Below are 26,386 nucleotides of genomic sequence, written 5' to 3' on the forward strand. Positions count from 1 at the left end.
CAACACATGTATTCTCGACTCATAAAACGTTTCCATAGATATGCATGATTTGTATAGAATGTCATTTTTCCGAAAAATTTTCACAATTCTCACAAAAAGACTTTATTAATTTTTATTTTACTGGCATAATAGATAGTAATGAAAAAGAATGTTAAAGTGGGTGAGTAAATGAAAAGTGGAGAAAAAGATTACTCGGTAAAAGAAGCAATGATTTTCAGCCAACGCATTGCTCAATTATCGAAAGCGTTATGGAAATGTGTAGAGAAAGATTGGCAACAGTGGATTAAACCTTACGATTTAAACATTAATGAACACCATATTTTATCAATCGCTTATCATTTAAAAGGGGCTTCTATTTCTGAAATTGCTAAGTTTGGAGTTATGCACGTATCAACGGCGTTTAACTTCTCTAAAAAGCTAGAAGAACGCGGCTATCTTGTATTTTCTAAAAAAGAAGATGATAAACGAAATACGTACATTGAAATTACAGACAAAGGGGAAGAATTACTACTTCGCTTAATGGAGGAGTATGAACCTGAAAATAATTCTGTATTTAACGGGGCACTTGCTCTTCGTAATTTTTACGGTAAGTTCCCAGAAAATATCGAACTTATTGCGATCCTGCGCAATATTTACGGACAAGACTTCATCGATATTTTTGAGAAATCATTAGACAATATTGAGGAGAACTTTACGGAGTCCGATCAAAAATTAGTTAAGAAATAATCTATTTATCCTTTCGCAATCATGCCTAAGAATTCATTCATAAGTGGCACAAATAAGCCTTGTTTTGCTAGCGCTTCCGCAGTTTCGTTTACTTCGAGCTGATGTGGAAGCGCTTTTTCAAATTGATCTAACAGCGCATCGAACAATAAAAGGCCTTCTGCTTTCTCCGTTACGTATTGTTCGTTCAGCTTTTCACAAAGATTTAGTATACGTTCAATATCTTTTTTACGAGCTTTTTTCTTTATGATTAAAGAATAAAATGGACACTTTTCTTCATCAATCATTTTAAATAGTAGGTCTACGTAATATTCAGCTTGTTCTAGTCTTCTTACAACGTCCATTTTCTCCCTCACTTTCTAACACAAAGTCTTCTATTTCTGAATTTTGTAACACGAACAAAATATCGTATGATACAATATATAAAGTATATGTATTTTAGCCAAAAGGAGGTCTCGCCTCATGACTCTTATAACCGTTGTTTTTGTCGCATTTGCACTTCTTGTTATATTTTACACGAATTTCATGACACATACACTGTGCGAGCGAAAACAAATATCTGCGAGCCGCCAGCCCGGTGTCTTTCGAGTTATTAATGTATGTATTACCATTCTATTAATTTCTAGTTATATAGAAATTATATTTCATGGAAAGTGAGGAAGGAAAGCCCCTTCCTCATTTTTTTCCTCTATAAACAAATTATACCTACAATAACTAATAAAATAAACAGTACAAGTAATAAAATAAGTTTTGAATTCATCCCCCATCCCCTCCTCTTTTCTGTATATGCGACATGCGCCCAATATGGTACCCTTTCAAAATCTGACACTAACTGGTTAAATTTTCTTTATCAATAGGAAAACAAGTCGAAATATGATATATTAAATTTTGTACATATTGCTTATACTATGAAATAAACGACACGCATCTAAACTTTATCTCCAAGCCTCGGTAAGCCCTGTTAAGCGTGCTTTTACATATTAAAAAGCAAAGACATCAGTGAGACTTAATCGGGCTCTTATGAACGAAAATAACCTATCATAAGGCGTTTCTTCATTAGTGCGGGATAAATTAAAAATACATAATAGTAGGAGTGTTTATTGAATGAAGAAAGCTATGCTTGCCTTAGCCGCAACAAGTGTAATCGCATTATCAGCATGTGGAACATCATCATCAGACAAAATTGTTACATCTAAAGCTGGTGACATCACTAAAGAAGAGTTTTACAATCAAATGAAGACACAAGCTGGTAAACAAGTACTAAATGGCATGGTTATGGAAAAAGTACTTATTAAAAACTACAAAGTTGACGACAAAGAAGTAGATAAAAAGTACGATGAATTGAAAAAACAAGCCGGTGATCAATTCGATGCACTAATGAAACAACAAGGTATTAAAGAGGAAACATTAAAAAATAGTATCCGTGCTCAATTAGCTCAAGAAAAAGCTGTTGAAAAAACAATCACTGATAAAGAAGTAAAAGACAACTACAAGCCTGAAATTAAAGCAAGCCACATTCTTGTAAAAGATGAAGCTACTGCGAAAAAGGTTAAAGAAGAGCTTGCACAAGGTAAATCTTTCGAAGAGTTAGCGAAACAATACTCTGAAGATACTGGTTCAAAAGAAAAAGGTGGAGACTTAGGATTCTTCGGACCAGGTAAAATGGTTAAAGAATTCGAAGATGCTGCTTATAAGCTGAAGAAAGATGAAGTAAGCGAACCTGTAAAATCACAATTCGGTTACCACATCATTAAAGTAACAGATATTAAAGAACCAGAAAAACCTTTCGATCAATCAAAAGCTGACATCAAAAAAGAGCTTCTTCAGAAGAAAATGCAAGATGGACAATTTATGAACGATCTTATGATGAAAGAAATCAAATCTGCTGACGTAAAAGTTGACGATAAAGATTTAAAAACTCTTTTCGAAGAACCAAAAGCTGACGCTAAAAAAGACGAAAAGAAATAATGAAAAGCTCGGGCTAAGCCCGAGCTTTTTTGTATTACCTGTGCGGTAACTGAAATTATATCGGCGATTTTTCGAATATATGATTACAATCCCCTCTTAAAAAACAAAAAACCTCGATTCCATCACATACGGAACCAAGGTTTATCTCATTATCATTGATTAAATTAAAAAACTATGGTAAATTAGTACAGAAACGCATTCATCAAAAATAAAAGAATGTATTTATCCGTATCTTAATTGTACACCAAAACATATCTTCAGTCAACCTCTATTTTTCACTTTTAAAGGAGTGCTTACGTATGAACAAAAAATTAGATCAAGAGCAAAAACGATTGGATAGCGTAATAGAAACTATTACGGAGCAAATTGATAAACTTGAAAACGAAACTGGCAGACGCCGAGCAGAAGTAATCAACATCCGTAAACACTTCTGGGATGATGTGAAAGTTAACACTGATACTTTTGACGATTATCTCGAAACAGTTATCAACTTAAGACAACAAGCTCAGTCACTAGCCGTAACACAAATCACCCATAAACATACCTTCAACCGACTTGCCGCACTACGACGTATGCATAAAGCACCTTACTTCGGGCGAATTGATTTCAAAGAAGAAGGAGAAACAGGCGCAGAGCAAATTTATATCGGCGTCGCTACCCTTACCGATGCAAGCGGAGAAAACTTTCTTATATACGATTGGCGCGCACCAATTTCAAGTGTCTACTACGATTATCCGCCAGGCCCTGCCGAGTACAGTACACCAGGAGGCGTAATCCGCGGCAATGTAGAAAAGAAATTACAATATATTATTCAAGACGGCGTTATCGATTCAATGTTCGATACGAGCTTAACGATTGGAGATGAAATTTTACAACAAGCGCTCGGAAAAGGTACAAACAAACATATGCAAAGTATAGTTGCTACTATCCAGCGCGAGCAAAATGAAATTATCCGTCACGACGAAGGGCGACTACTTATCGTTCAAGGAGCTGCTGGTAGTGGTAAAACATCGGCTGCCTTACAGCGAATCGCCTACTTACTATATAAATATCGCGAATGGCTAAAAGCTGATCAAATCATTCTCTTCTCCCCTAACTCCATGTTCAATAGCTACGTATCTAACGTATTGCCAGAACTCGGTGAAGAAAATATGCAGCAAGTTACATTCCAAGAATATTTAAACCACAGACTAAGCAAGTCATTTGACGTTGAAGATCCTTATGAGCAATTAGAATATATGCTCACTGAAACGAATAGCTCTATCTATAAAACTCGAAATGCGAGCATTCGATTTAAAGCATCAACTCACTTTTTCGAGACCATTCAAACGTACAGACAATCTCTCGAAACGTCCGGTATGTTATTTAAAGGAATGAAATTCAGAGGAAAACCAATTGTCTCTGCTAAACAAATTGCAGAACAATTTTATAATACTGATACCTCCCTCCGCTTCCATAATAGAATTGAAAAGTTAACGGAGTGGCTAAATAAACAAATAGATGAAATTGAAAAAACAGAACTGAAAAAACCTTGGGTAGAAGAAGAAATTGAATTACTTAGTAAAGATGAATATCAAAAAGCTTATAAGTATTTACAGAAAAAAGGTGAGTTTGACGAAAACTCCTTTACTGATTATGAGAAAGAAACGAAAGTACTCGGACGTATGATTGTCCGTAAAAAATTGAAGCCGTTGCGTAAAGGTGTTCAAACGCTACGCTTCATCAATTTCACAGGAATATATAAACAACTCTTCACAGATGCATCATGGGTTACGGGAGAAAAACCGAAAGAATGGGACGACATTTGCTCTCTAACGGTGAACATGTTAGATGAAGGAAAACTATATTACGAGGATGCTACTCCATTTTTACTTTTAAAAGAATTAATTGAAGGGTTCCAAACAAACAGATCCATTAAACATATACTCGTAGATGAAGCACAAGATTATTCTCCGTTTCAGTTCGAGTTTTTAAAACGTCTCTTCCCTGCCGCAAAAATGACGGTACTCGGAGACTTTAACCAAGCGATATTCGCTCACGCTAGTGAAACAGTTGATTTCCATACACTCACTAGCTTATATGGACCTGATGAAACATACGGTATCAACTTAACTCGTAGCTATCGCTCAACAAAACCAATTATTGAATTTACACGTGATCTCGTACCGGAAGGCAAGAATATTAACGCCTTTGAACGAGGCGGCGAGAAACCTACATTGACTAAGGTTTCTGATTACATCGAACTGCATGCTCATATCACTTCCAAAGTCGCTGAATTACAAAAACAAAAGCACAATACGATCGCAATTATATGTAAATCCGCAGCTGAAAGCGCCGCTGCGTACGATGCACTCAGCCATATCGAGAATATTAAACTCGTGAAAAGTAACTCAGCTGAGTACGAACAAGGTATCGTCATCATACCTGCTTACTTAGCGAAGGGTATCGAATTTGACGCCGTCATCATTTACAATGCAAATGATGACGTATATAGCGATGAGAGCGTTCGTAGATTGTTCTACACTGCTTGTACGCGCGCGATGCATGAATTGCAGCTTTATAGCGTTGGGGATGTGAGTCCTTTTGTACTTGGGGCTGATTCGGAGAGTTTTGAGCTTATAACTAAGACACCTTGATGATTCAAGGTGTCTTTTTACGCAGGACTTACACCTTTAAAGTAGAATATATAATTTTAGAAAAAATTAAGGAGTGAAAAGATGAACCAATATTTCATTGCTATTTATGACGGTGAGTTTCCTATCGAAAAATTACATACCATTTTACAGTCTAATCCCACTTTTACCGAACTAAACCTCCGCACCATTTCAATCTCATCACCAAGACCTTTCACCTTATTAGTTGGAGAAGAAAACGATGCACTCACAACTGGACTTACAGACAAATACCACTTATTAACGAAAGAATTACAAGAACTAGAAGAACAAGAGAAGTACTATTACGTATACGATTATAAAATTAGAAAGACCGTCGATAATCCTACCGAAAAATGCTTTCCATTAGCCAAAATCAATATAAGTGTTACGAAATTCCATAAGATGATTCAAAAAGTAAAGGACTTAAAACGCCCTGTATTTGCAGGTTATAACATCTCTTCTCATGATTCAGATGTACTTACAATTGATGTACTTCTTTCTTCTCATTCATTGGATCCTAACACTTCCGAAAAAGATGCGGAAGAACACTTATATTTACGACAATTAGCCGAAACACTTTCTCGTTCTGAATTATGTACTTCTATTAAAGCAAGTTCACTTATTTAAACACAACAAGAGGATTATTTTTCATAACCCTCTACATACTATCTAATATTTACGTTTGTAATTGATCATAATAGTGAATTCTTTTACACACAACTTATAACAAAAACACCTTGATGATTATCAAGGTGTTTTTGTTATTCTAGATGAAATATCTTTACGTCGATATACACTTAACACAATTCCCATTATAAATGCATGAAATAGAGTTGGTATCAATCCGTAGCTAATAAAAGGTAATGATATAGAAGCACGCGGTAATAATCCCAAGATCATGCCTACGTTATAAATGAACTGGAATACAAAAAGAGTCACTCCACCAACGAGCAGCAATTTACCATACCGATCATTTATTTTATAAGATATAGTCATTATTCTTACTGCAAAAAGAGAAAGAATCAAGACAAGAATTAGCGCAAGCAAATATCCATAATAGTAAGTCAAACTTGCAAATACAAAATCAGTATGGGTAGCAGGGATAGACTTTATATTTCCATATGTACCAAACCAACCTGCCGATGACATTGCCAATTTTAAACGTAAATCCCATAGATCATGCTCTGGGTTTAAAAATCCTAAAATTCTAGCTATCCGGTATTCTTTTACTGAAGACCAGGAAAATAAATCCCTAATAATAAAGAAACAAATTGGTAAAATTGTAATGAGCCATGCCGTTTTTTTTCCTAACTTACTCCACCAAAGCATAACAAATACCATCGTAATATAGATGAAAATTGGTAAAAGAATTGATGTCGTTAAAAATAAATATAAAGAAAATAAATACAACATGAAAAGATGTACAAACTTTAATCTACCGTTATTAAAAAATGAAGCCCAAGCTAGAAAAAAGAATGGTATCGTCATTAAACAGTCAATTGTGAGGGGACCAATTTTCATTAACAATTCCCCATTCTTGGAAGCATTCGAAAAACATTTTATCATTAACAAGATAAATACTCCGATTGTATAAAACAGCCACCCGAGCCTCTCTAACTTCCGATAATCAAGTAGCATCATCCCAATAGCTGTTGCAATGCCGAGAATAACAAAAATTATCTTATTTATTAATAAATCATTCGTATGCCCAAAAGCTATAACCGGCAAAAACCCTAGCCCCATAGCAGTCACTAACAAAATAATAAGGAACCAATCAACCTTTGGCTTATGAAGTTTGTTAAGTTCTTGGCCAAGTTTGATCGGGCTTCCCATTTGTTCAACAGCTTTGTCTTCGGCAACTTCCTCACTTAACCCTTTCTCTATCCACATGCCCTTCGCCTGTTTTAAGTGAAAATCTAGTTCTGTTGCCACAAAGCTCTTTGCTTCTTTTGATTTAATATGAGTGGTAACTTCTTTTAAAAAACGCTCCCCTTTTTTATTCAATTCCGCCTCACTCCTGTACTAATCCTTTTAATATAAATCGTGCCTTTGTAGAATTTTTCTCTGCCTTTCGCAGCATCTTTCTTCCTTTATCATTTAATTGATAATATTTAGCTCCTGAATGATCCCAACTTGATTGGATAAAACGATTCTGTTCTAGACGATGTAATACGGTATATAAAAACCCTTCATTTCCTTCGAATTTTTGAATTCCTCTCCCCCGCAATAGCCCTGCCAGTTCGTACCCTGTTTTTTCATTACTGAGAAGTTGTAAAACCGCTAAAGAGATGTCTTCTTCATTTTCTTGTGATTGATTGATTTTTTCGCGCACCTGCTTCCGATGCTGATCAGAAAAACTCAAATGTTTAAAAGTTGTATTTTCCATTGATTTTCGTAGGCCTTTTAATCGCTCTTCCATTTGATTATTCCTCCAATCCTTTCTTCAATAGTTCCTTAGCTTTTTTCAGTCTTGTTTTTATCGTGTTTTCCTTCACTTCTATTACAATAGCAATATCTTTAATTGATAATTCTTCATAATAAAATAGATAAATGACTTCTCGATATTTTATCGGTAAATTCATTACTGCAGAAGCCAGCCCACGGTCCTCAGCATTTTGAATAACAGTTTGTTCAACACTTTCTTTTTGACTCCCAATATACGTAAATTCATCCTCTGTAACGATTACCTTTTTGTTATACCAACTTTTTATATAGTCTTTACAATGATTAATGGCAATTCTCCACAACCATGTTTTTACATTCGATTTCCCTTTGTATGTATGAAGAGATTTATAACATTTCACAAATATATCTTGCGTTAAGTCCTCAGCGACCTCTTTATTATTCACATATGAATAAACAAGTTGTAGGATCTCCTGTCCATACTTGTTCATTATTTCATCGATAATGTCATCCTTATCTTCTATTTCAAACATCACTGCTGTTAATTCATCCACATCAGTTCCTCCTTCCCATTTATTAGACGACGCACTCGATGGAAAAGTTTTATACATCCATAAAAAAATAAAAACGGTTGGCAATGTCTATACCGCTTTTATTTTTTACTAACGTTCATTTCATAAGACTTACTCATTGAACTCCCCACACTTAATACGCTAATGAGCTATTTGAAACCAGGGATTTTTATACATATGTCTTGTCCCCTATTTTAAAAAATAATACAATTAAAAAGTAACTTAATAACGCTATAACTAGTAGGTGTGGTAATCATCTCTTCCATTTCGAAAAAAGGGGGAGGTGATATAATGATCGCGATGTTTATAGTCAAATTAGTGTATGGTATCCTAACCGGAGCTGGCGTTGTCATCGGTAGAAGATACGTCGGTCCGTGGCTAATTTCTGTATACAAAAAAGCGAGAACCACCCTGCTTCGTGGAAAAGGTAAGGGCGGTTCTCGGCTAAAACGTTAATGTAATTGTCTCATAACCGCACCTACTACCACCACAATAGCAAGTTAGGTTACACAAGGCAGAAGTTTCTCAGGCTTCTGTCTTCTTTATTTTATGCAAAATTCATACTAAATACTCTATCATCATTGTAACACATTATATTTATTTGTAGTCAAGATAAAAAACACCTGAAGGGCTCTCCTTCAGGTGTTTCTCTATTTTATGCTAACGCAGCTGCCTGCTCTTGTTGATCGACAGGAATTACAGCGTCTGTTAATGCTTTTTCTAATTCAGCTGTGTATTTCATTTGTTCTTCTTTGCTCCAGCCTAGTTTTGCAGCCATGTAATTGATTACTGCTTCTTTCCACTCATATACCCAGTGAATGTTGAAGAATACAGCGCCTCTGCGGCGTACGAAGAAGTCAACTGGTTTCGCTGTCATTTCGTAATCCATCGCGTATACAAGCGGGATTAGAACGTCTAACGGCATATTGTATTCTTTCGCTTCATCTTTATGTTTTTTCGCTAAGTCGAATAGTACGTCAACGTTAGAGCCATAGAATTTCGCGAATTCTTCAGCTTGTGCTGTTGTTAAACCGTACTTCGTACCTTCGCCTGCTTTTTTCGCGATAAATGCTGGGAATCCGTGTGAACCACTTACATGACCACCAGAGATTGGCATATGTTTCGTATCACTTTTCGGATATGCACTATGACCTTCTTTTTGTAATAGATTCGTTACGTAGTCTACTACCATTTCAGCCATTTTGCGGTATCCTGTTAATTTTCCGCCTGCGATTGTAATTAAGCCAGATTCAGAAGTCCAAATTTCATCTTTACGAGAAATTTCAGATGCATTCTTACCTTCTTCATAAATTAACGGACGCACACCAGCCCAGCTTGATTCAATATCTTTTTCCGTAATTTTCACGCTTGGGAACATGTAGTTAATCGCATTAATGATATATGTGCGATCCTCTGTTGTCATTTGCGGTACAGCTGCGTCTTTATCATAGAACGTATCTGTTGTGCCTACGTATGTTTTTCCTCCGCGAGGAATCGCGAACACCATACGTTTATCTGGTGTATCGAAGTAAATTGCTTGCCCTAATGGGAAACGTTTTTGGTCAATTACTAAGTGAACACCTTTTGATAACTGAAGTACTTTTCCTTTTTTCGAGTTATCTTTTTCACGAAGTGTATCTACCCAAGGACCAGCTGCGTTTACAATTTTCTTACCGTAAACTTCGTACACTTCTCCGTCTAGTAAATCGATTACACGAACACCACATACTTTTCCATCTTTATATAAGAAACTGTCTACTTTTGCGTAGTTAACAGCTTTTGCGCCATGCTCAATCGCTTCTTTCATCACTTCAATTGTAAGACGCGCATCGTCTGTACGATATTCTACGTAGTAACCGCCGCCTTTTAATCCTTCTTGTTTTACAAGAGGCTCTTTGTTTAGTGTTTCTTCACGGTTAAACATCTTTCTGCGCTCGCTTCGTTTTACACCTGCTAAGAAGTCGTATACACGAAGACCAATTGATGTACTGAATGATCCGAACGTACCACCTGTATGGAACGGAAGTAACATCCACTCTGGTGTTGTTACATGGGGACCGTTCTCATATACGATCGCACGCTCTTTCCCCACCTCTGCTACCATTTTCACTTCAAGTTGTTTTAAATAACGTAAACCGCCGTGTACAAGTTTCGTTGAACGACTTGATGTACCTGCTGCAAAGTCCTGCATTTCAAACACAATCGTTGATAACCCGCGTGTTGCTCCATCTAATGCAATACCAGAACCAGTAATACCTCCACCAATTACGATCACATCTAACTCTTGTTTATTTACTCCGTTTAATACGTCTTTACGTTGTTTACTTGAAAATTTCATGGTAATTCCTCCCTTTGATAACGAAAAAAGAGACCACAAACTCCGCTATAGATTTCACCTCTATAGCGCGTTGTGGTCTCTCCAAATCTCCTACCGAATTATTAACTTGTCACCATTATAACACTGTTTATGATTATTTGAAAGCTTTTGTTGCTTCAATTGCTTTTTTCCATCCAGCATATAGCTCTTCGCTTGTTTCCGCTTCCATCGTTGGTTCAAAGCGTTTGTCCATATGCCACTGCGCTTTAATTTCATCTTTGTTTTTCCAATATCCAACCGCAAGACCAGCTAAGTATGCTGCACCTAAAGCTGTCGTTTCATTGATCACTGGGCGCTCTACAGGAACGTCTAATATATCACTTTGGAACTTCATTAAGAAGTTATTCTTAACTGCCCCGCCATCAACGCGTAATGTGTTCAGTTCAATACCTGAATCTGCTTCCATTGCGCATAATACATCTTTCGTTTGGTACGCTAAAGATTCTAGCGTTGCACGAATGAAATGCTCTTTCGTCGTACCGCGCGTTACACCAAACATAGCGCCGCGTACTTCACTATCCCAGTACGGTGTACCTAATCCTACGAATGCTGGTACAACGTATACACCTTCAGTTGATTCAACGCGTGAAGCGTACTCTTCACTCTCACTTGCATCTTTAAACATGCGCATTCCGTCACGTAGCCATTGAATTGCAGAACCTGCTACGAAAATACTTCCTTCTAATGCGTAGTTTACTTTACCATCTATTCCCCATGCAATTGTTGTTAATAAGCCATGCTCAGAAGCTACTGCTTTTTCACCTGTGTTCATTAACATGAAGCAACCAGTTCCGTAAGTATTTTTCGCCATACCTTCACCGAAACAAGCTTGTCCAAATAATGCTGCTTGTTGGTCACCAGCTACACCTGCAATTGGTACATTTTGACCGAAGAAGTGATAATCAATTGTTTCGCCATATATTTCAGATGATGGACGTACTTCTGGAAGCATGCTCTTTGGAACTGTTAACATATCTAGAAGCTCATCATCCCACTGTAAATCATGAATGTTAAACATTAATGTACGTGATGCATTTGAGTAATCTGTTACGTGCGCTTTACCACCAGACAATTTCCATACAAGCCACGTATCAATTGTTCCGAATAACAGCTCGCCGTTTTCCGCTTTTTCTCTTGCACCTTCAACGTTATCTAAAATCCATTTTACTTTCGTACCAGAGAAGTATGCGTCAATTAAAAGACCTGTTTTTTCGCGAACCATATCGCTATAACCTTTTTCTTTTAAATCATCACAAATTTCAACTGTTTGACGAGATTGCCATACGATTGCGTTATAAACTGGTTTTCCTGTTGTTTTATCCCATACAACCGCTGTTTCACGTTGGTTCGTAATACCGATACCAGCGATTTGTTCTGGTTTTACATCCGCTTCACTTAAGCAAGTTGCGATAACCGCTAAAATAGATCCCCAAATTTCTTGCGCGTTATGCTCTACCCAACCTGGCTTTGGAAAATGTTGTGTAAACTCTTTTTGAGCTGAATGAACGATTTTTCCTTCTTTATTGAAAAGGATTGCGCGTGAGCTAGTTGTCCCTTGGTCTAATGAAAGAATATATTTTTTCATATCGGTTTCCCCCTTATGCTACTTTTCTATTATTTGTATTGCTTCCACTTTTTTTACTTGTCATATAAGAGATTGCTAGTACAATCACAGTTACAATAATCACATAAATAAGTGCTGAATTTTGTTTTCCTTCAAATACAACTTGATGGAATAATCCTGCAAGTGATCCACCTAAAATTGGACCAACTACTGGAATCCATGCATACTTCCAGTTTGAACCGCCCTTTCCTGCAATCGGAAGGAAGAAGTGTGCAATACGCGGACCTAAATCACGAGCCGGGTTGATTGCGTATCCTGTTGTTCCACCTAATGATAAACCAATACTTACAATTAAGAAACCTACGATAAATGGATTTAATCCATCTGCAAATTTATTTGCTCCAATTGCTAATATACCAAATACTAAAACGAATGTTCCAATCATTTCACTTAAAAGGTTTGCAAATGTGTTCGGAATTGCTGGACCTGTTGCAAATACACCTAACTTTGTTCCTGGATCTTCTGTTTCTTTCCAGTGTGGTAAGTAGTGTAAATATACGATAACTGCCCCGATAATTGCCCCAATCATTTGTGCTGCAATATAACCTGGTACGTCACTCCATGGGAACGCTCCCTTAAAAGCAAGTCCTATCGTTACAGCTGGATTCAAATGTGCCCCACTAATTGATCCAACTGCATACGCTGCAACCGCTACCGCTAAGCCCCAGCCCATTGTAATAACAATCCAACCAGAATCTTTCGCAAACGACTTCTTTAAACTTACACCCGCACAAACGCCGCCACCAAGTACGATTAACAACGCTGTCCCTATTAACTCTCCTAAAAATGCTGACATAGTATCCCTCCACAATCAATTTAAACGCTTTCAAATGTGATAGAGGTAAAATGAATGGCCATTCGTTTTTTTCAAAAGAAAAAGACCCACAGCTTGCACGCTTCTATATAAAAGTATATAGAAACAATGAAATGTGGATCTCTTCTTTTCTCCGTCACGTTTATTAACTTGTCTCTAATGTTAACCCCAAATGAAAGCGGTGTCAACGGAAATATTCACATTTTCGTCACTTTTTTTGATAATGTTTCCATAGTTCTTTTTTCGATGTCGTAATTGCTGTCGCACCAGCATTTAAAGCTCTTTCCACATCATCGACAGTACGAATGAAACCACCTGCTAAAATTGGCACACCTGTACGCTCTTTCACTTCAGCGATCACATCTGTTAAAGCACCAGGAAGCACCTCTATATAATTCGGCTTCGTTTTTTCTAGCAAATTACAGCTCTTTTCCATCGCGCTAGAATCAATTAAAAAGATGCGCTGAATTGCAACAACACCTTTTTGCTTCGCCTTCATAATTACGCTCGCCTTTGTTGACAATAACCCGTACGGTCTAAACTCCTGACATAAATACTCCGTCGCATGCCCATCACTCTGCAAGCCATGGATTAAATCCACATGTAAAAACACCTTTTTACAATATTGCTTCGCAAGTGACACAACACTCTTTAATTGACCGACATGAATATCTAAAATAACGATATACTCATACGAACTATGTAATAACTTTTCCAAATCTTTAATTTGCCTCACTGCCGGCAAAATCTTTTGTTCATGAAATTCCATTCTAACTGTCCCCTTCTTTATGTCATCCTATCCTTTATAGTACACAATTTGAGTGAAAAGAACAGCTAGTGTAGGGAATTTCTTTCGATTTACGAATAACAGACAAAAACGCTATTCTTCATTTCAGAGAAAATTCCTCATAAAAATAGTCGATTCATTTTCACCTATCTGTTTTTCGGATTATATGAAAACCCCGGATACTTCACAACAGGCCATTTCTCCTTACGCAAGGAATCCATCAATTCTGATCCAACATGTAAATTACTTTTAACTATTTCTGCAGGAGTCAATGCCATCCATTGATTTAACGATACATCTTCAAAGCGGTTACTTTTGAATATCTCTAAAAACCATAATGTTTCGGTACCAGTGTTTTGAATATAATGTCCAGTAGCAAAAGGTACATATCCAACATCACCAGCTCTATAATCAAATGTACGAGCTGTACCATTTCCAAGAAATACAGTCATTCTTCCTTGCCCTGTCAAATAATACTGCCACTCATCATTAGTAGGATGCCAATGAAGTTCTCTCATTCCACCAGGCTCAATTTCAACGAGCGCCGCTGCGATTGTTTTTGAAATAGGAAAGTTAGTAGAGTCGACAATTCGAACGCTACCACCAGGGGTCTTAATTGGTGTCTGTTTTAACAGTTCGTGCTTGAAGGTTAAAGGAACTGCCCCGTCTGGTGACTGGACTTCCTGACTTTCAAGCGAACCCGGTACCTCTCCTTGATAAATATAAACCTGTGCTGAAGGTATAGAGTTAAAAGCACTTTCTGGTACCCCGAAGTTAACCGATAGAACCTCTTTTGGCGTACGCGCAAACCAATCAGAGATAGATAAGGTGGAAAGATCAGAAAAGTGTCCATCATCGAAGACGAGCAGGAATTCGCAATGTTCCAGCCCTTGAATGGAATGCGGGATACCAGGGGGGAAATACCAAATGTCTCCTGGACCAACATCGACAATGAAGTTTCGTCCATCTTGGTCAACGGCAGTTATTCGTGCCCGTCCTAAAAGCATATACGCCCATTCTGCTTCTTTATGCCAATGAAGCTCACGTACTCCTCCGGCCGTTAAACTCATATTTACACCAGCAATTGTAGTCGAAACCGGAAGTTCTCTAACAGTAATCTCCCGAGACCACCCACCTTGTTTTAAAATCATAGAAGTGTCTGAGAATGAAAATTTCAAGTTAGGAACCAAGCCAGCATCTGTAATAGGTGGAACGAGCATATTCGGATTTTGAATATCCCGCATAATATTACGTGGACCAGAATCTATCGCACCGGCTCCATCGCTGCGAATTGGTTGTGGTATATTCCCTCCCGTTTCATTAACAGTACGTTTTTTCATCATTACGCTCCTCTTTCATCGGATTATTAAGTAAAAAACCTTTATCATAGCGTATGAATTGGGCTTTAAATGGTTCCTGTGCCTATTGGCACAATGATTTCTGCCTTAACAATCTGCAAACCCTTGATGCTTTCGCAGTTTAAAAAACGTGCAGCCAACACACTAGCATATAAAAAAGAAGAGAAATATTTTTCTCTTCTTCAAACATTTTCTATTAAAGCAGTACCGAATCTTTATCACTATCCTGATTGCGTTTCTCGCGCTCTTCTTCTAAGCGCTTCATATAAACTTCGCCTTCTTTTTCGATAAACTCATTATCCATCTCTTGCTCTTTTTTCGAAGTATATAAAACCATGTAGCCACTCAATACAATCCCAATGATCACAAGATAAATCCACCATGGTAAAGTTTCCACTTTCGTTCATTCCTTTCCTTAGACAAGCCTTATTAGTTTCACTGTATGAGGAAAGAAGTGGATTTATGCTTAAATTTTTCATTGTGGATTCTTCGCGAAGAATGCTTGTACATATTCCATAAACTCGATTGGCTCCTGACGGAACGGTGCGTGGTATCCTTTTTCAATGATATGAAACGTACTATTTGTAAATAACTGATGATACAGTTCACCATTTTCCCAAGAAACACTCTTATCGTGCCTACCCCATATAATTAAAGTTGGCACCTTAATTTTATCTGCTTCCATCGCAATGCGGCGCTCTTTCATTTTCGTAAGCTCATCATAATGCTTTTTATCATCTCGACTATTCTTCACTTCACTTTTATTATAATCTGTAATCGCAGTCACAGTTTGCAGATCTGTTGATAACTGCGGCATTTCATAACCTTCTTTTTGCTGGAAAGATTCAATCCCTGTAGAATCCGCTAAAATAAGATGCGTAACTGCGTCCGGGTATAAATATGCTAAATTAAGGGACATCTCTCCCCCCATCGAATGACCAAGTACCGCAAACTGATCGTATCCAAGCTTCTTCATTAACTTATAATATAAATTAACTTGCGCAGGAAACGAATACTGAAAATCAATCGGCTTAGAAGAACGCCCAAATCCTAAAATATCAACCGCAATAATCGTATGATCCTTCACGAGTTCCGGATAAATATCACTAAACCCATCTGAAGAACCACCAAACCCGTGAAGCATAAGTAAAGGCGGCTTACCCACGCCAATTTGCTTAAAATAGATCGTCTGTCCATCAATTTGCGCCATACTCTCTTTCGTATTTATCTTCATCATCACAGTATCTTTCACTTCTTCAACCTTCGCAATCGGCTTATCAACGAAGTTACAAACTACTAATAAAACAAGAACAATACCGCTAATGATATAAAACTTAAACCGTTTCAAAGTTCCCGTCTCCTTTCTCAAGTTGCTATTTAAAGTTTTTACAGTTTTTGGTTGTTTTATGTTTTCTTTTTAATTGTAACTATATCGGTTACAATCATATTAAAAAAATATGACTTATTTCTATTACCATCATCATTCTGTAACTATTATAGTTACATATTTAAAGTAAGTCAATTCTTTTCTCTACATGACCTAAAAATAGAAAAAGGGACTTCCATGTTGAAGTCCCTTTTTCTATTTTATTATAGTTGGCTTACTCCGCCGTCACCTTTATTGAAGTTTGCTGGAGCCCCGCCAGTCTCTCCTATATTAACGTAGTCTGGTCTTGCTGGTGCTCCACCCGTGTCCCCTCTATTGAAACCAGCATAATCTGGTCTTGCTGGCGCTCCGCCTGTATCCCCCTTATTAAAACTAACATAGTCTGGTCTTGCTGGCGCTCCGCCTGTATCTCCTCTATTTAAATATTGATTTTGAGATCCAGCAAAGGAATTCAATCCAATTGACAATGTAACTACTAAACCCGTAATGAACAAACTAGTCTTTTTCATTTATTTTAACGCTCCCTTTTTTAAAATTCTCTTTTGAGCTTGACTACTAACAAAAAAGTACTTACTAGCTTTTTCATGATTTTCTTCCTGATAAAACTTACAAGCTAATATTTCCATATATTCCTTAACGCACTCTAAAAGAGAATGTTCTTCAAAATATAAGATACTTTCTAAAGTTACTTTCTCTAAGTCACTAGCACTGGATTTAATATTAAGTTCTTTTAAAATCATAAAACGATATTGGAATTCTTTATTTTGTAATTCGTTACAAATCCTTAAACCTAACTCTATTAACTCATTAGCAGTTTCTATTCTACCTAATTTATAATTTTCCTCAGCTTCAGTGAAAATTGCTTTAAAATTTCTAGGCATTTTTTGAGTAACTTCACTTAGATGTCTAATCGCTAAATCAGATAAATCCTGACTGCCATATAGCCACCCTAAATTATTTCTAACCATTAAAACATACTTTTCATGATTCACTTGTTGGAAAACATTTAATGCAGTATTAAAATTTTCCTCAGCTAATTCAAATTGTCTTAAGTCTATACAACATAAACCCAATATATTCTCACATAAAGCGAAATTAATATCATATCCTGATTGCTTCGTAAAATCTTCTTTTGCCTTTTTCAAATAATCAATCGCATTAATTTGTTGATAGGAGTGATAGTAGAAATTCCCCATCCGGTAATTAAACTCCGCATGTTCTATCGGATCTGCAATATATTTCAATAACCTCTCAGCTTGTTCATACTGTTCTTTCGCTTCGTTATAATTTGAAATTAATGTGCAATGAAATCCTTTAAAAAAGTGATAGTAATACGCTAGAAAGCCTTCTGTCGGAATTTCGAAAGATTCCACTTTATCAAAACTATCTTCTCTAACTGAAATCCAATCAACTAATGCATCATACCTGAAATTCAATAACGCATGATAAAGCAATACATCCTGATCCACTTCCAAACCACGAATCTTACTATCAATCTCCTCTTTCATTTCCGTAGCTTTCTCTATATGCTGCTGCAACATTACACGATACCAATCATCTAAAGAATGTTTCATTTGCTCCCGTGTTACTATATCTGTTCCCATACCTTCGCATCCCCTTTTCTCCCAGCTTACAAAATTAGGATATTTATACAATTATCCAAATTGTATACTACCACCCCTTTTCTATATATTGAAAAATAATTATCAGAAAATTATGATTTAAATGAATTATACCAAATATTTCTTTTTCAAAAACTTGAGAAACATTTGTCAGAATATTTATCAAGCAAATAAAAAAGCAAGCAATTCCAGCTATCAGCTAAAACCACTTGCTCTTCTACTTATGAATGATACATCGGGTTATCAAATTCTAAATCGTACATCTTTACTCTTTGATAAATTCCTTTGTACTTCTCACTGTATCAATTGGACGAACTAATTTTTCAATTTCTGCACGTTTGGGCTCTAGGAATGGAGGTAAAGATAATTTTTCTCCAAGTGTTTCATATGGCTCATCTCCCATAAAACCAGGGCCATCTGTTGCAAATTCAAATAAAATTTGTGGTGCAACTCTTGCGTATAATGACTCAAAGAAGTGACGATTTACATAACCAGATGAAGGGAGTCCAACGCTACCTATTCTCTCAATCCATTCTTCTAATACAGCACGATCTTCTACGCGGAATGCGGCATGGTGCACTGTACCAAAGCCTTGTTGTGCTTCAGGAAGAACCGTATTATGTTCTACAATGACAGAGGCACCGTTTCCACCTTCGTTAACTTCAAATAAATAGAATTCTCCCTCTTGAGCAATCTCTTTAAATAATAGAACTTTTTCTAACACTTCTTTGAAGAAACTAAAGTTCGCGATACGAATAAATACAGGTCCTAAACCAGTAATTGCATATTCCAATGGAACTGGCCCATCTTGCCAAGGTGTACCTGATTCCACACCTTTATCAAATTCATCTGAGATTAATTGATAGTGTTGATCATCAAAATCAACGAAAGAAAGAGTTTTCTTACCAAATTGCTCTTTAATTCCTGTATGTTCCACTTCAAGACGGTCAAAACGTTTCACCCAATACGCTAATGCTGCATCACTTGGAACTCGGAACGAAGTTTTTGAAATTTCATTTGTACCGTGTACTCCTTTTGGAACACCTGGGAAGTCAAAGAATGTCATATCTGTTCCTGCACTACCTTTATCATCTGCAAAGAATAAGTGATACGTTTGAATATCATCTTGGTTTACCGTTTTTTTAACGAGACGCATTCCTAAAACGTAAGTGAAAAATTCATAGTTCTTTTCTGCACTACTTGTAATCGCTGTAACGTGGTGTATCCCTTTTAATTGGTTCATTTTATATTCCTCCAATAATTTTAATTTATATGTTAAAGTTGTATTTTTTCTTCTATTACTTCTCTTCAACCGGAGCTAAATTTGCTTCAATTTCTGCTCGCTGATTCTCTAAGAACGGCGGTAAATCAAGTTTTTCTCCTAAATGTTCCACATCTCCATCAACTGTAAATCCTGGTCCATCTGTCGCAATTTCAAAAAGGATTCCGTTTGATTCACGGAAATATAAGCTTTTAAAGTAGAAACGGTCGATAATTCCTGAAGAATGAAACCCTCTTTGTTTCACCTGTTCCTCCCAATAGGCAAGCTCTGTATCGTTTTTCACACGAATTGCTAAATGGTGAATGCTACCGCGGCCCGGCTTTTCAGAAGGACCATCCAAATATTTCACAACTATTTCTCCAAAGGCTTCTCCCTTAATAGACTGAAAAATTGCTTCCTCGTCACTTCGGCTAACCTCTGTATAACCAAACATATCTGTAAGTGTACTCGCCATTTTATCAAGCCTACGCACCGTCATTTCCACAGAACCCATTCCTTGAATTTGATGTTCGGCCGGAACTTCGGATTTCTCCCATGTTTCCCAGTGTTTCACTTTTTCTCCGTTTGAAACGATTAGCACTAAACGAAGACCTTCAGAATCCTCAAATTTCAAAGCAGGACGATTTGCATATGTTGTAATTTCACTATGTTTCACACCAAATTTCTCAAATCGTTCTTTCCAGTAATGCAGGCTGTCCTCTGAAGGAACGAGTAATCCAATTCGAGTAATCGTATTCGTACCGCGATATGTTTTTCCTACTAAAGGAATTTCAAAAAACGATAGCTCCGTACCTGGGCTTCCTGTTTTATCTCCGTAAAATAAGTGATACATTGACGGATCATCTTGGTTTACCGTCATTTTCACACGACGTAAACCAAGCACGTTTTTATAAAAATGATTATTTTCATTTGCGTTCTTTGTAATCATTGAAATGTGATGATGTCCTTTAATTTCATACATCGGTGATTCCTCCGTTTCATTTTACTAGTCAAGTGATGACTAAAAAAATAATATGCTTCTTAACTTTTCACTATATTCTCATTATGTTTTTGTAGCTTAATCTTAGTTTTTTACTGAATAAGTTGCATTGATAGAAAACTGTTTTAAAAATTCATTCATAAATTACTTTACTGTGTAAACCGAAAGTAACTGAGTGTATGTTTTTCATATGACTCAATCACTTTCGTTACTATCACTTTACATCTCAAGTGATTAAAAAGCAAGTAAAAAATCTCAAATTCAAGATATTTCTTTGGTTAAATAACATTTTAGCTGGAGAATAGTTAATTTCTATCTGTTATTAAATTTGATTTTTAATAAAAAAACAGCCTCACTAAGCTTTTTAACACTTAATGAGGCCATCCTATTTACAATCTTAATTATGGAACGTCGGCTTATAGAACGAACGGTTATCAAGGGCAAAGACACGCTCTGTGTATTCGCCTGGTTTTGTGCGTCCTAATGCGCGGTCCATCATGTTCATTTTTGCATCTAAGTTATCGATGTAGTGCAGAATTTCTGCTTCTTTTACTAATGGTGGTTTTGGGCTACCCCATTCTGCTTTTCCGTGGTGGGAAAGGACGATGTGCTGAAGGATTAATACTTCTTCTGCATCGATTTGTAGTTCATCTGCTGCTTTACCAATTTCGCTCACCATAATTGAAATGTGGCCAAGTAAATTTCCTTCTAACGTATACGTCGTAGAAATCGGGCCAGATAGCTCAATTACTTTACCAAGGTCGTGTAAAATAACGCCCGCATAAAGTAAATCTTTATCTAACGATGGGTATAGTGTAGAAATTGCTTTCGCTAAATCTAACATTGATACGACATGGTAAGCTAGTCCAGATACGAACTCGTGATGGTTTTTCGTCGCTGCTGGATATTCTAAAAATTCGTTTTGATGCTTATTTAATAAATGTCTTGTTAGACGCTGAATGTTCGGATTTCTCATTTCAAATATGTACTGCGTAATTTTTTCAACCATATCTTCTTTTTTCACTGGGGCTTTTTCTACAAATTCCGAGATGTCGGTTACTTCATTTTCATTAGCAACGCGAATTTGTTTCACACGTAATTGAATACGTCCTTTATAGTTTTGAATATCTCCTGCTACTTTGACGATTGTTTCTGCTACATATTGTTTCTCAACTTCTGGTGATACATCCCATAGCTTCGCTTCAATATCTCCAGTTTGGTCTTGCAAGATCACTGTTAAAAACGGCTTTCCATTGCTTGCGATACCTTTTGTCGCTGTTTTAATTAACAAGAAAATATCGACTTGTTCACCAACTTCATACTCTGCAATTTTCTTTTTCATTCGAATTCCTCCACCAAATCAATTACTTTTAGTATAGCATACTACAACTCATTTTCTTTACGCTTACGTGTTAATTTTATAATCTGATTTTCTTTAAAATATGTTAATAAATGCTCATGACATGTAAAGAAGATAACTTGTCTATCATTCGCAATTTCCTTTATAAGTTCAATCGTTCGATTCGTCCTTACCGCATCAAAATGCACGAAGCTATCATCAATAATAAATGGATAATCATGCTCAAATGTTTTCGCTAGCGCAAATCGTAACGATAAATATAACTGCTCTGCTGTCGCCTGGCTCAGTTCATGACTGTAAAAACGCATACCATCATTACGTTCCACAATAAACGATTCCGTTTCTGACGGTGAGAATATTTTACTATATCGTCCGCCTGTTAAATAAACGAAATACTCTTCGGATTTTTGTAAAATACGCGGAAGATGCACTTCATGATAATATTGCTTCGTTTTCGTTAGTACTGTCTTCGCGGCCGCATATGCAGCCCACTTCTTCACTTGTTCACGCACTTGTGATTTTTTCATTTCCCACTCATGTAGTAAATCACCGTACGTACTACCTTCTTCTAAATTCGCAATTTCTATTCGATGCTTCGCAATACGCTCTGTTAATTCTTTCTCTTTCGCAAGACAGTTTTGCATCGTTACTATTTCTTGCTTTAACTTTTCTTCATATCCTTCAGCCTCATAATTTTCAGCTAATGATAAACTCGTTAAGCGCTGTTCTAAAAGATCAATTTGAGGCAATAGACGCCCCACTTGCTTCTCCGCATCTTCACGTTTTTCCGCCAATCTTCCTGCTTCTAAAAACATCTCTTCATTTGTAGATTCTGCAATATGCCATAAACCATCTCGTTCTACTAGAAGTTGCTTTAATTGCTGCTGCAACAATTCATATTCCTCTTGCCACTCCGCAAACTTCTCTTCCTTTTGCTTACAAGTCTGCCTCTTCTCTTTCTCATTTTGCATACGACTTTGCGCCTCATGCAACTTACTATACTCTGTGCTACCGATAACAGTTTCTAGTTTATGTTCAAAACGAGAAATCATTTCATATAATGAAGATTTTCGCTCACCTTGTTTCTCTAGCTCACGATATAATTGCTGCATTTTTTCAATACGCTCAAACGCCGGCAATAGGTGCGCATACGTATAAAATTCCGGGAACATATAACGCGTTTTATAAGCACCTACTTGTTCTCCTGCATGGAAAGTTTCTCTTTCCCATTCCTCATACGATGAAACGACTTTATCATACGCACGTTCCATTTGCTGCAATTTATAAGACTCTCGCTCAAATAACTTTCGAATCTCTTCATCTTTTTCTAATTGATAACGAACTGACATCGCCTCTTCACTTTGACGCCCTCCAGCGCTTTGCTGAAGAGTAAGGAGTTCTTCTTGTAATCCACCTGAAGGATCTTTATATAAAACGAGAGCAAGAACAATCCCTACAAAAACAATAACACTAATAAATAACATCGCGCGGTTATCTATAAATAAACTCGTTACTAAAACGCCCGTATTAATAAGAAGTAACAGAAGACAAACTCTTTGCCACTGCTTTTTCTTTTGCTTTACTGCCCCTGCTTTCTCTTCATACTTACGCTTCATTCTCTCTGCGCCCATACCTAGAAACGCCGCATCTTGAAATGATTTTTCTTTCTCAACTAACGTATTTCTCTCTTCATCAGCTAACATTTGCTGGCTTATTTGTCTTATATTTTCTTCTTGTTCTTCTAAGTGCTCTTGAGCCGTTTTAAAACGTTCATCTAGCTGCGTTTTTTGCGTTTCTAACTCTCTCGCTTTTTGCACCGTTTGTGTAATTAATTCTTTCGTCGCTAAACTTATATCAAATGAAAGAACAGTCTCTTTTTCAAAAGTAGCGCCAATTTGTTGCTCTAGTTCTGCGATTTCTTCTTTTATATTCGCAATATTCCCTGTAATATCACGCATTTCTTGGCGTGCATTTTCATAAGACATATGCTGCATACGAAGCTCTTCTACATAACTTTCTTTTTGTAAAAATGCTTCATCTATTTCTGTCGCATCAATTTCTAATTGCACAGTTTCTATCTTTTTCTGAAGTGAATCTACTTGCACTTGAAGAGGCTCCATCTTAGCCTTTATCGCCTCATAGCGCGCCGTACCATTTACAGGAAACTGTCCTTTTTCGTTTTCTAACACTTTCTCGTGCGTACGTTTTTCAATAACGAGAGGCTCAAGCGCTGACAATATTTCATAATCTTGCTTTCGTTTTTCCGCACACTCTTTTTCAGTGCGAACGTAAGCGAGTTTCTCTTCACTTTCTTTTAACTGCTCAACCTGTTTTTCATACGTGCCAATTTTCCCTTGCCACTCTTTCAGCTTCTCTTCAAGCTTCTTCATTTCTTGCAATGACACGTTAATTTCAGGCTTACGACCACTCGGCTTAAAGCGCTGATCCATTTCTTTTTCTAGCTTTTTATCTAACTGCAATAACGCATCGCTTCCGACTGCGCTTGCAGAAAATAAATAATTGCCGATATCCGCCTCGCCAAGCTGATGAATATTTTGAAGGCCATGCATATCAAATGAAAAGACAGAATCAAATAAGCTTTCATTCATTCCGCTTAATATATCATTTAAAATATCTTCGCCGCCAGTTTTCCCGTCTTCAAAATAAACGGTCACTTCACCAGATGCCGTCTTTGGCAAACGCTCAATTTTCAAATGGCCGTACTTCTCTGTTTGCACAGTAATCGCACCGCCATACTTCCCGCCTTCTTTCGGTTCATAACGGCGCTGCCCTCTCGTCGGAAAACCGAATAAAATACTTTTCATAAATGAGCGAATTGTCGATTTCCCCGCTTCATTTTCACCGTACAACACCGTCAGCAATGAAAGATCCATTTCCACATTTTCTAGTTTTCCATAGCCATAAATATGGAGTTTTTCAATTCTCATTTTTTATCCCTCTCTTGCTGGAATAATTGCTCTAAAATAATATTTTCCGCTTCCTTTTGAATCTCTTTCTTCTCTTCTTCCGTAAAAGATTCAATACTATTACGTGCCACAGGAGATGTCCAAATCGTGCGCAACACTCCGTCCATATTTGTAAAACCTTCTAGCTCTTGCAGTACACTACCGACGAAATGATTTTCCGCTTTCAAACGTTCAATTTCCGCAAAAGAAACCGTCTCATTTTTCCACTTCATCGCATGCACAAAGTCTTTTCGCTCTTCTCCCGCTGCTAAAATATGAAAAATCTCTTCCACACGCTTTTCATCACGCAAATAAGGAGAAAGCGGCCCCTGCCCTGTAAATACGACGGTTAAAAGCATACCTTCCTCTTCTCTTCGGCACTCATTCATTATTTCTGCCGCTACTGTCATAAGATCATCAACAGTTTCAAGTCCATCAATATTAACTTCTATCTCATCCCATACAACATCCGCAGTATGGAAAAACGAACAATGCGATCCTTGTTTCGTTAATTCGATAAGGTACGCACCCTTTTCCCCTGTTTCCTTACGATGGCGCCCTTGTATATTACCTGGATAAATAATGTACGGCTCTTCCGATAAAACTTCTCGTTTATGTATATGGCCAAGAGCCCAATAATCAAACTGCTTTTCCTTCAGCTCACGAATTTGAAACGGTGCATAGCGATTATGCTCCGCATCCCCTTCCACACTACCGTGAAGCATTCCAATATGAAAAGGCGCATCACTCATTTTCATATACTGCGCTGTCATATTATCCGTTACCGCTTGCTGCAAATAACTAAACCCATAAATAGAAGCTACAAGCTCACCATTTTTATAAAATGATTTCTCTTCTACATAAGGCTCCGTAAACACATGAACATTTTCAGGAAACTCAATCGCTGCCCAGCTTCCGCCTAAATGATCGTGGTTACCGTGAATAATAAAAATGGGAATATCGTACTGCGAAAGTCTCTTCATTTGCTCACGCACAAACACTTGCGCTCTCAAACTTCTCGTCTCCGCATCATACAAATCCCCAGCTAGTAATACGAAATCAACGCGCTCTTGAATCGCTTTATCAACAATACGCTCGAACGATTCAAACGTACTTTGCTTCATTCTCTCCCAAACAGACGGTGGTACATTCATTTCCATCCCTTTAAACGGACTATCCAAATGCAAATCAGCCGCATGTATAAACTTCACTTGTTTCACAAATAACGATCCTTTCTATATTTCAAAAGTTTCATATTATCAACAATAACTAGTGAACCTCTCCACCTAAATCATAGATTTTGATGGAGCATCCTTCATCATAAATACGGTTAACTCGAGCATTTTCACACCGTTGGTGCGACCGCCTGAAGAAAACTAATGAATGTAGATAAGGATTGCTGTGTTCTGGCTGAAACTCGAGGTACTTTTGCCTCGAGTTTCAACTTTTTCTTTTCAGAAAAAGCTTTAAGATGCTCACGTAAGAAATAACGTGCGCCTATATTGTAAGC

At 37.1% G+C, this 26,386-nt stretch carries 24 protein-coding genes; 6 read left to right on the plus strand and 18 right to left on the minus strand.

The genetic code is table 11. The features are described 5' to 3' along the window. Nucleotides 1–168 precede the first annotated feature (168 nt). The gene (locus MR109_RS12320; RefSeq protein ID WP_002170706.1) at nt 169–726 is read left to right on the plus strand and encodes an HTH-type transcriptional regulator Hpr; all 558 of its coding nucleotides are present in this window, start codon (nt 169–171) and stop codon (nt 724–726) included. Between the two features lie 5 nt (nt 727–731). On the opposite strand, the gene MR109_RS12325 is transcribed toward MR109_RS12320, so the two are convergent. After that, nucleotides 732–1,067 (minus strand): DUF1878 family protein, encoded by a 336-nt coding sequence (locus tag MR109_RS12325; protein ID WP_002170705.1) that lies wholly within the window; start codon nt 1,065–1,067, stop codon nt 732–734. A gap of 118 nt (nt 1,068–1,185) precedes the next feature. Here MR109_RS12325 and MR109_RS12330 point away from each other — a divergent pair, with 118 nt between their 5' ends. The 4 genes from MR109_RS12330 (at nt 1,186) to MR109_RS12345 (ending at nt 5,972) form a co-directional block, all read left to right on the plus strand. Beyond that, nucleotides 1,186–1,380: a hypothetical protein gene (locus tag MR109_RS12330; protein ID WP_000172692.1), complete on the plus strand. Its 195-nt coding sequence runs from the start codon at nt 1,186–1,188 to the stop codon at nt 1,378–1,380. Between the two features lie 447 nt (nt 1,381–1,827). Then, nucleotides 1,828–2,691, plus strand: coding sequence for a peptidylprolyl isomerase PrsA (gene prsA, locus MR109_RS12335; protein ID WP_242272237.1), 864 nt, complete (start codon nt 1,828–1,830; stop codon nt 2,689–2,691). Nucleotides 2,692–2,990: 299 nt separating this feature from the next. Further along, nucleotides 2,991–5,327, plus strand: coding sequence for an RNA polymerase recycling motor HelD (gene helD / locus MR109_RS12340; protein ID WP_242272238.1), 2,337 nt, complete (start codon nt 2,991–2,993; stop codon nt 5,325–5,327). Nucleotides 5,328–5,408: 81 nt separating this feature from the next. Then, nucleotides 5,409–5,972, plus strand: a complete 564-nt coding sequence (locus MR109_RS12345) for a hypothetical protein (protein WP_242272239.1) — start codon at nt 5,409–5,411, stop codon at nt 5,970–5,972. 120 nt (nt 5,973–6,092) lie between these two features. Here MR109_RS12345 and MR109_RS12350 read toward each other — a convergent pair whose 3' ends face one another. From MR109_RS12350 to MR109_RS12360, 3 genes are read right to left on the minus strand one after another with little or no spacing between them, the layout of a single operon-like run. Further along, a complete protein-coding gene (locus tag MR109_RS12350; protein ID WP_242272240.1) occupies nt 6,093–7,349 on the minus strand; it encodes an FtsW/RodA/SpoVE family cell cycle protein in 1,257 nt (418 codons plus the stop codon). A 7-nt stretch (nt 7,350–7,356) separates the two neighbouring features. Then, nucleotides 7,357–7,764 carry a PadR family transcriptional regulator gene (locus tag MR109_RS12355; protein WP_071717712.1) on the minus strand — a complete coding sequence of 136 codons (408 nt, stop codon included), beginning with the start codon at nt 7,762–7,764 and terminating at the stop codon, nt 7,357–7,359. 4 nt (nt 7,765–7,768) lie between these two features. Continuing rightward, nucleotides 7,769–8,302: a sigma-70 family RNA polymerase sigma factor gene (locus MR109_RS12360; RefSeq protein ID WP_242272241.1), complete on the minus strand. Its 534-nt coding sequence runs from the start codon at nt 8,300–8,302 to the stop codon at nt 7,769–7,771. A 318-nt stretch (nt 8,303–8,620) separates the two neighbouring features. Here MR109_RS12360 and MR109_RS12365 point away from each other — a divergent pair, with 318 nt between their 5' ends. Next, complete coding sequence (locus MR109_RS12365) at nt 8,621–8,776, plus strand: hypothetical protein (RefSeq protein ID WP_165615144.1); 156 nt, start codon at nt 8,621–8,623, stop codon at nt 8,774–8,776. A gap of 199 nt (nt 8,777–8,975) precedes the next feature. On the opposite strand, the gene glpD is transcribed toward MR109_RS12365, so the two are convergent. The 14 genes from glpD to MR109_RS12435 all read right to left on the minus strand — a co-directional run bounded on the left by glpD (nt 8,976) and on the right by MR109_RS12435 (nt 26,096). Continuing rightward, nucleotides 8,976–10,658 (minus strand): aerobic glycerol-3-phosphate dehydrogenase, encoded by a 1,683-nt coding sequence (gene glpD, locus MR109_RS12370; protein ID WP_242272242.1) that lies wholly within the window; start codon nt 10,656–10,658, stop codon nt 8,976–8,978. 133 nt (nt 10,659–10,791) lie between these two features. Beyond that, the gene (gene glpK / locus MR109_RS12375) at nt 10,792–12,282 is read right to left on the minus strand and encodes a glycerol kinase GlpK (protein ID WP_242272243.1); all 1,491 of its coding nucleotides are present in this window, start codon (nt 12,280–12,282) and stop codon (nt 10,792–10,794) included. A 13-nt stretch (nt 12,283–12,295) separates the two neighbouring features. Continuing rightward, entirely contained in the window at nt 12,296–13,117 is an 822-nt protein-coding gene (glpF, locus tag MR109_RS12380) for a glycerol uptake facilitator protein GlpF (protein WP_025149451.1), read from the minus strand. 226 nt (nt 13,118–13,343) lie between these two features. Then, entirely contained in the window at nt 13,344–13,904 is a 561-nt protein-coding gene (glpP, locus tag MR109_RS12385; protein WP_178940632.1) for a glycerol uptake operon antiterminator GlpP, read from the minus strand. Between the two features lie 164 nt (nt 13,905–14,068). Continuing rightward, nucleotides 14,069–15,262 (minus strand): oxalate decarboxylase family bicupin, encoded by a 1,194-nt coding sequence (locus tag MR109_RS12390; protein WP_242272255.1) that lies wholly within the window; start codon nt 15,260–15,262, stop codon nt 14,069–14,071. 214 nt (nt 15,263–15,476) lie between these two features. Then, nucleotides 15,477–15,677 (minus strand): sporulation YhaL family protein, encoded by a 201-nt coding sequence (locus MR109_RS12395; protein ID WP_002170693.1) that lies wholly within the window; start codon nt 15,675–15,677, stop codon nt 15,477–15,479. A gap of 78 nt (nt 15,678–15,755) precedes the next feature. Next, complete coding sequence (locus MR109_RS12400) at nt 15,756–16,628, minus strand: alpha/beta fold hydrolase (RefSeq protein WP_242272245.1); 873 nt, start codon at nt 16,626–16,628, stop codon at nt 15,756–15,758. A gap of 242 nt (nt 16,629–16,870) precedes the next feature. Then, nucleotides 16,871–17,176 (minus strand): hypothetical protein, encoded by a 306-nt coding sequence (locus tag MR109_RS12405; RefSeq protein ID WP_071717719.1) that lies wholly within the window; start codon nt 17,174–17,176, stop codon nt 16,871–16,873. Beyond that, nucleotides 17,177–18,271 (minus strand): response regulator aspartate phosphatase, encoded by a 1,095-nt coding sequence (locus MR109_RS12410; RefSeq protein WP_242272246.1) that lies wholly within the window; start codon nt 18,269–18,271, stop codon nt 17,177–17,179. Between the two features lie 283 nt (nt 18,272–18,554). After that, the gene (locus MR109_RS12415; protein WP_098474281.1) at nt 18,555–19,532 is read right to left on the minus strand and encodes a ring-cleaving dioxygenase; all 978 of its coding nucleotides are present in this window, start codon (nt 19,530–19,532) and stop codon (nt 18,555–18,557) included. A 55-nt stretch (nt 19,533–19,587) separates the two neighbouring features. Beyond that, nucleotides 19,588–20,532, minus strand: a complete 945-nt coding sequence (locus MR109_RS12420) for a ring-cleaving dioxygenase (protein ID WP_242272247.1) — start codon at nt 20,530–20,532, stop codon at nt 19,588–19,590. Between the two features lie 415 nt (nt 20,533–20,947). Beyond that, the gene (gene yhaM, locus MR109_RS12425; RefSeq protein ID WP_048369877.1) at nt 20,948–21,892 is read right to left on the minus strand and encodes a 3'-5' exoribonuclease YhaM; all 945 of its coding nucleotides are present in this window, start codon (nt 21,890–21,892) and stop codon (nt 20,948–20,950) included. A 41-nt stretch (nt 21,893–21,933) separates the two neighbouring features. After that, the gene (locus MR109_RS12430; protein ID WP_242272248.1) at nt 21,934–24,858 is read right to left on the minus strand and encodes an ATP-binding protein; all 2,925 of its coding nucleotides are present in this window, start codon (nt 24,856–24,858) and stop codon (nt 21,934–21,936) included. Further along, nucleotides 24,855–26,096, minus strand: coding sequence for a metallophosphoesterase family protein (locus tag MR109_RS12435; protein ID WP_242272249.1), 1,242 nt, complete (start codon nt 26,094–26,096; stop codon nt 24,855–24,857). The genes MR109_RS12430 and MR109_RS12435 overlap by 4 nt, the downstream gene beginning before the upstream one ends. Nucleotides 26,097–26,386 lie beyond the last annotated feature (290 nt).

Origin of the sequence: Bacillus cereus group sp. BfR-BA-01310, from assembly GCF_022664325.1 — a bacterium.
Classification (GTDB): domain Bacteria; phylum Bacillota; class Bacilli; order Bacillales; family Bacillaceae_G; genus Bacillus_A; species Bacillus_A paramycoides.

Coding starts and splice junctions, on each gene's coding strand:
- MR109_RS12320 (WP_002170706.1), top strand. CDS start 169: ATGAAAAGTGGAGAAAAAGATTACTCGGTAAAAGAAGCAATGATTTTC.
- MR109_RS12325 (WP_002170705.1), bottom strand. CDS start 1,067: ATGGACGTTGTAAGAAGACTAGAACAAGCTGAATATTACGTAGACCTA.
- MR109_RS12330 (WP_000172692.1), top strand. CDS start 1,186: ATGACTCTTATAACCGTTGTTTTTGTCGCATTTGCACTTCTTGTTATA.
- prsA (WP_242272237.1), top strand. CDS start 1,828: ATGAAGAAAGCTATGCTTGCCTTAGCCGCAACAAGTGTAATCGCATTA.
- helD (WP_242272238.1), top strand. CDS start 2,991: ATGAACAAAAAATTAGATCAAGAGCAAAAACGATTGGATAGCGTAATA.
- MR109_RS12345 (WP_242272239.1), top strand. CDS start 5,409: ATGAACCAATATTTCATTGCTATTTATGACGGTGAGTTTCCTATCGAA.
- MR109_RS12355 (WP_071717712.1), bottom strand. CDS start 7,764: ATGGAAGAGCGATTAAAAGGCCTACGAAAATCAATGGAAAATACAACT.
- MR109_RS12365 (WP_165615144.1), top strand. CDS start 8,621: ATGTTTATAGTCAAATTAGTGTATGGTATCCTAACCGGAGCTGGCGTT.
- glpD (WP_242272242.1), bottom strand. CDS start 10,658: ATGAAATTTTCAAGTAAACAACGTAAAGACGTATTAAACGGAGTAAAT.
- glpK (WP_242272243.1), bottom strand. CDS start 12,282: ATGAAAAAATATATTCTTTCATTAGACCAAGGGACAACTAGCTCACGC.
- glpF (WP_025149451.1), bottom strand. CDS start 13,117: ATGTCAGCATTTTTAGGAGAGTTAATAGGGACAGCGTTGTTAATCGTA.
- glpP (WP_178940632.1), bottom strand. CDS start 13,904: ATGGAATTTCATGAACAAAAGATTTTGCCGGCAGTGAGGCAAATTAAA.
- MR109_RS12390 (WP_242272255.1), bottom strand. CDS start 15,262: ATGAAAAAACGTACTGTTAATGAAACGGGAGGGAATATACCACAACCA.
- MR109_RS12405 (WP_071717719.1), bottom strand. CDS start 17,176: ATGAAAAAGACTAGTTTGTTCATTACGGGTTTAGTAGTTACATTGTCA.
- MR109_RS12410 (WP_242272246.1), bottom strand. CDS start 18,271: ATGGGAACAGATATAGTAACACGGGAGCAAATGAAACATTCTTTAGAT.
- MR109_RS12415 (WP_098474281.1), bottom strand. CDS start 19,532: ATGAACCAATTAAAAGGGATACACCACGTTACAGCGATTACAAGTAGT.
- MR109_RS12420 (WP_242272247.1), bottom strand. CDS start 20,532: ATGTATGAAATTAAAGGACATCATCACATTTCAATGATTACAAAGAAC.
- yhaM (WP_048369877.1), bottom strand. CDS start 21,892: ATGAAAAAGAAAATTGCAGAGTATGAAGTTGGTGAACAAGTCGATATT.
- MR109_RS12430 (WP_242272248.1), bottom strand. CDS start 24,858: ATGAGAATTGAAAAACTCCATATTTATGGCTATGGAAAACTAGAAAAT.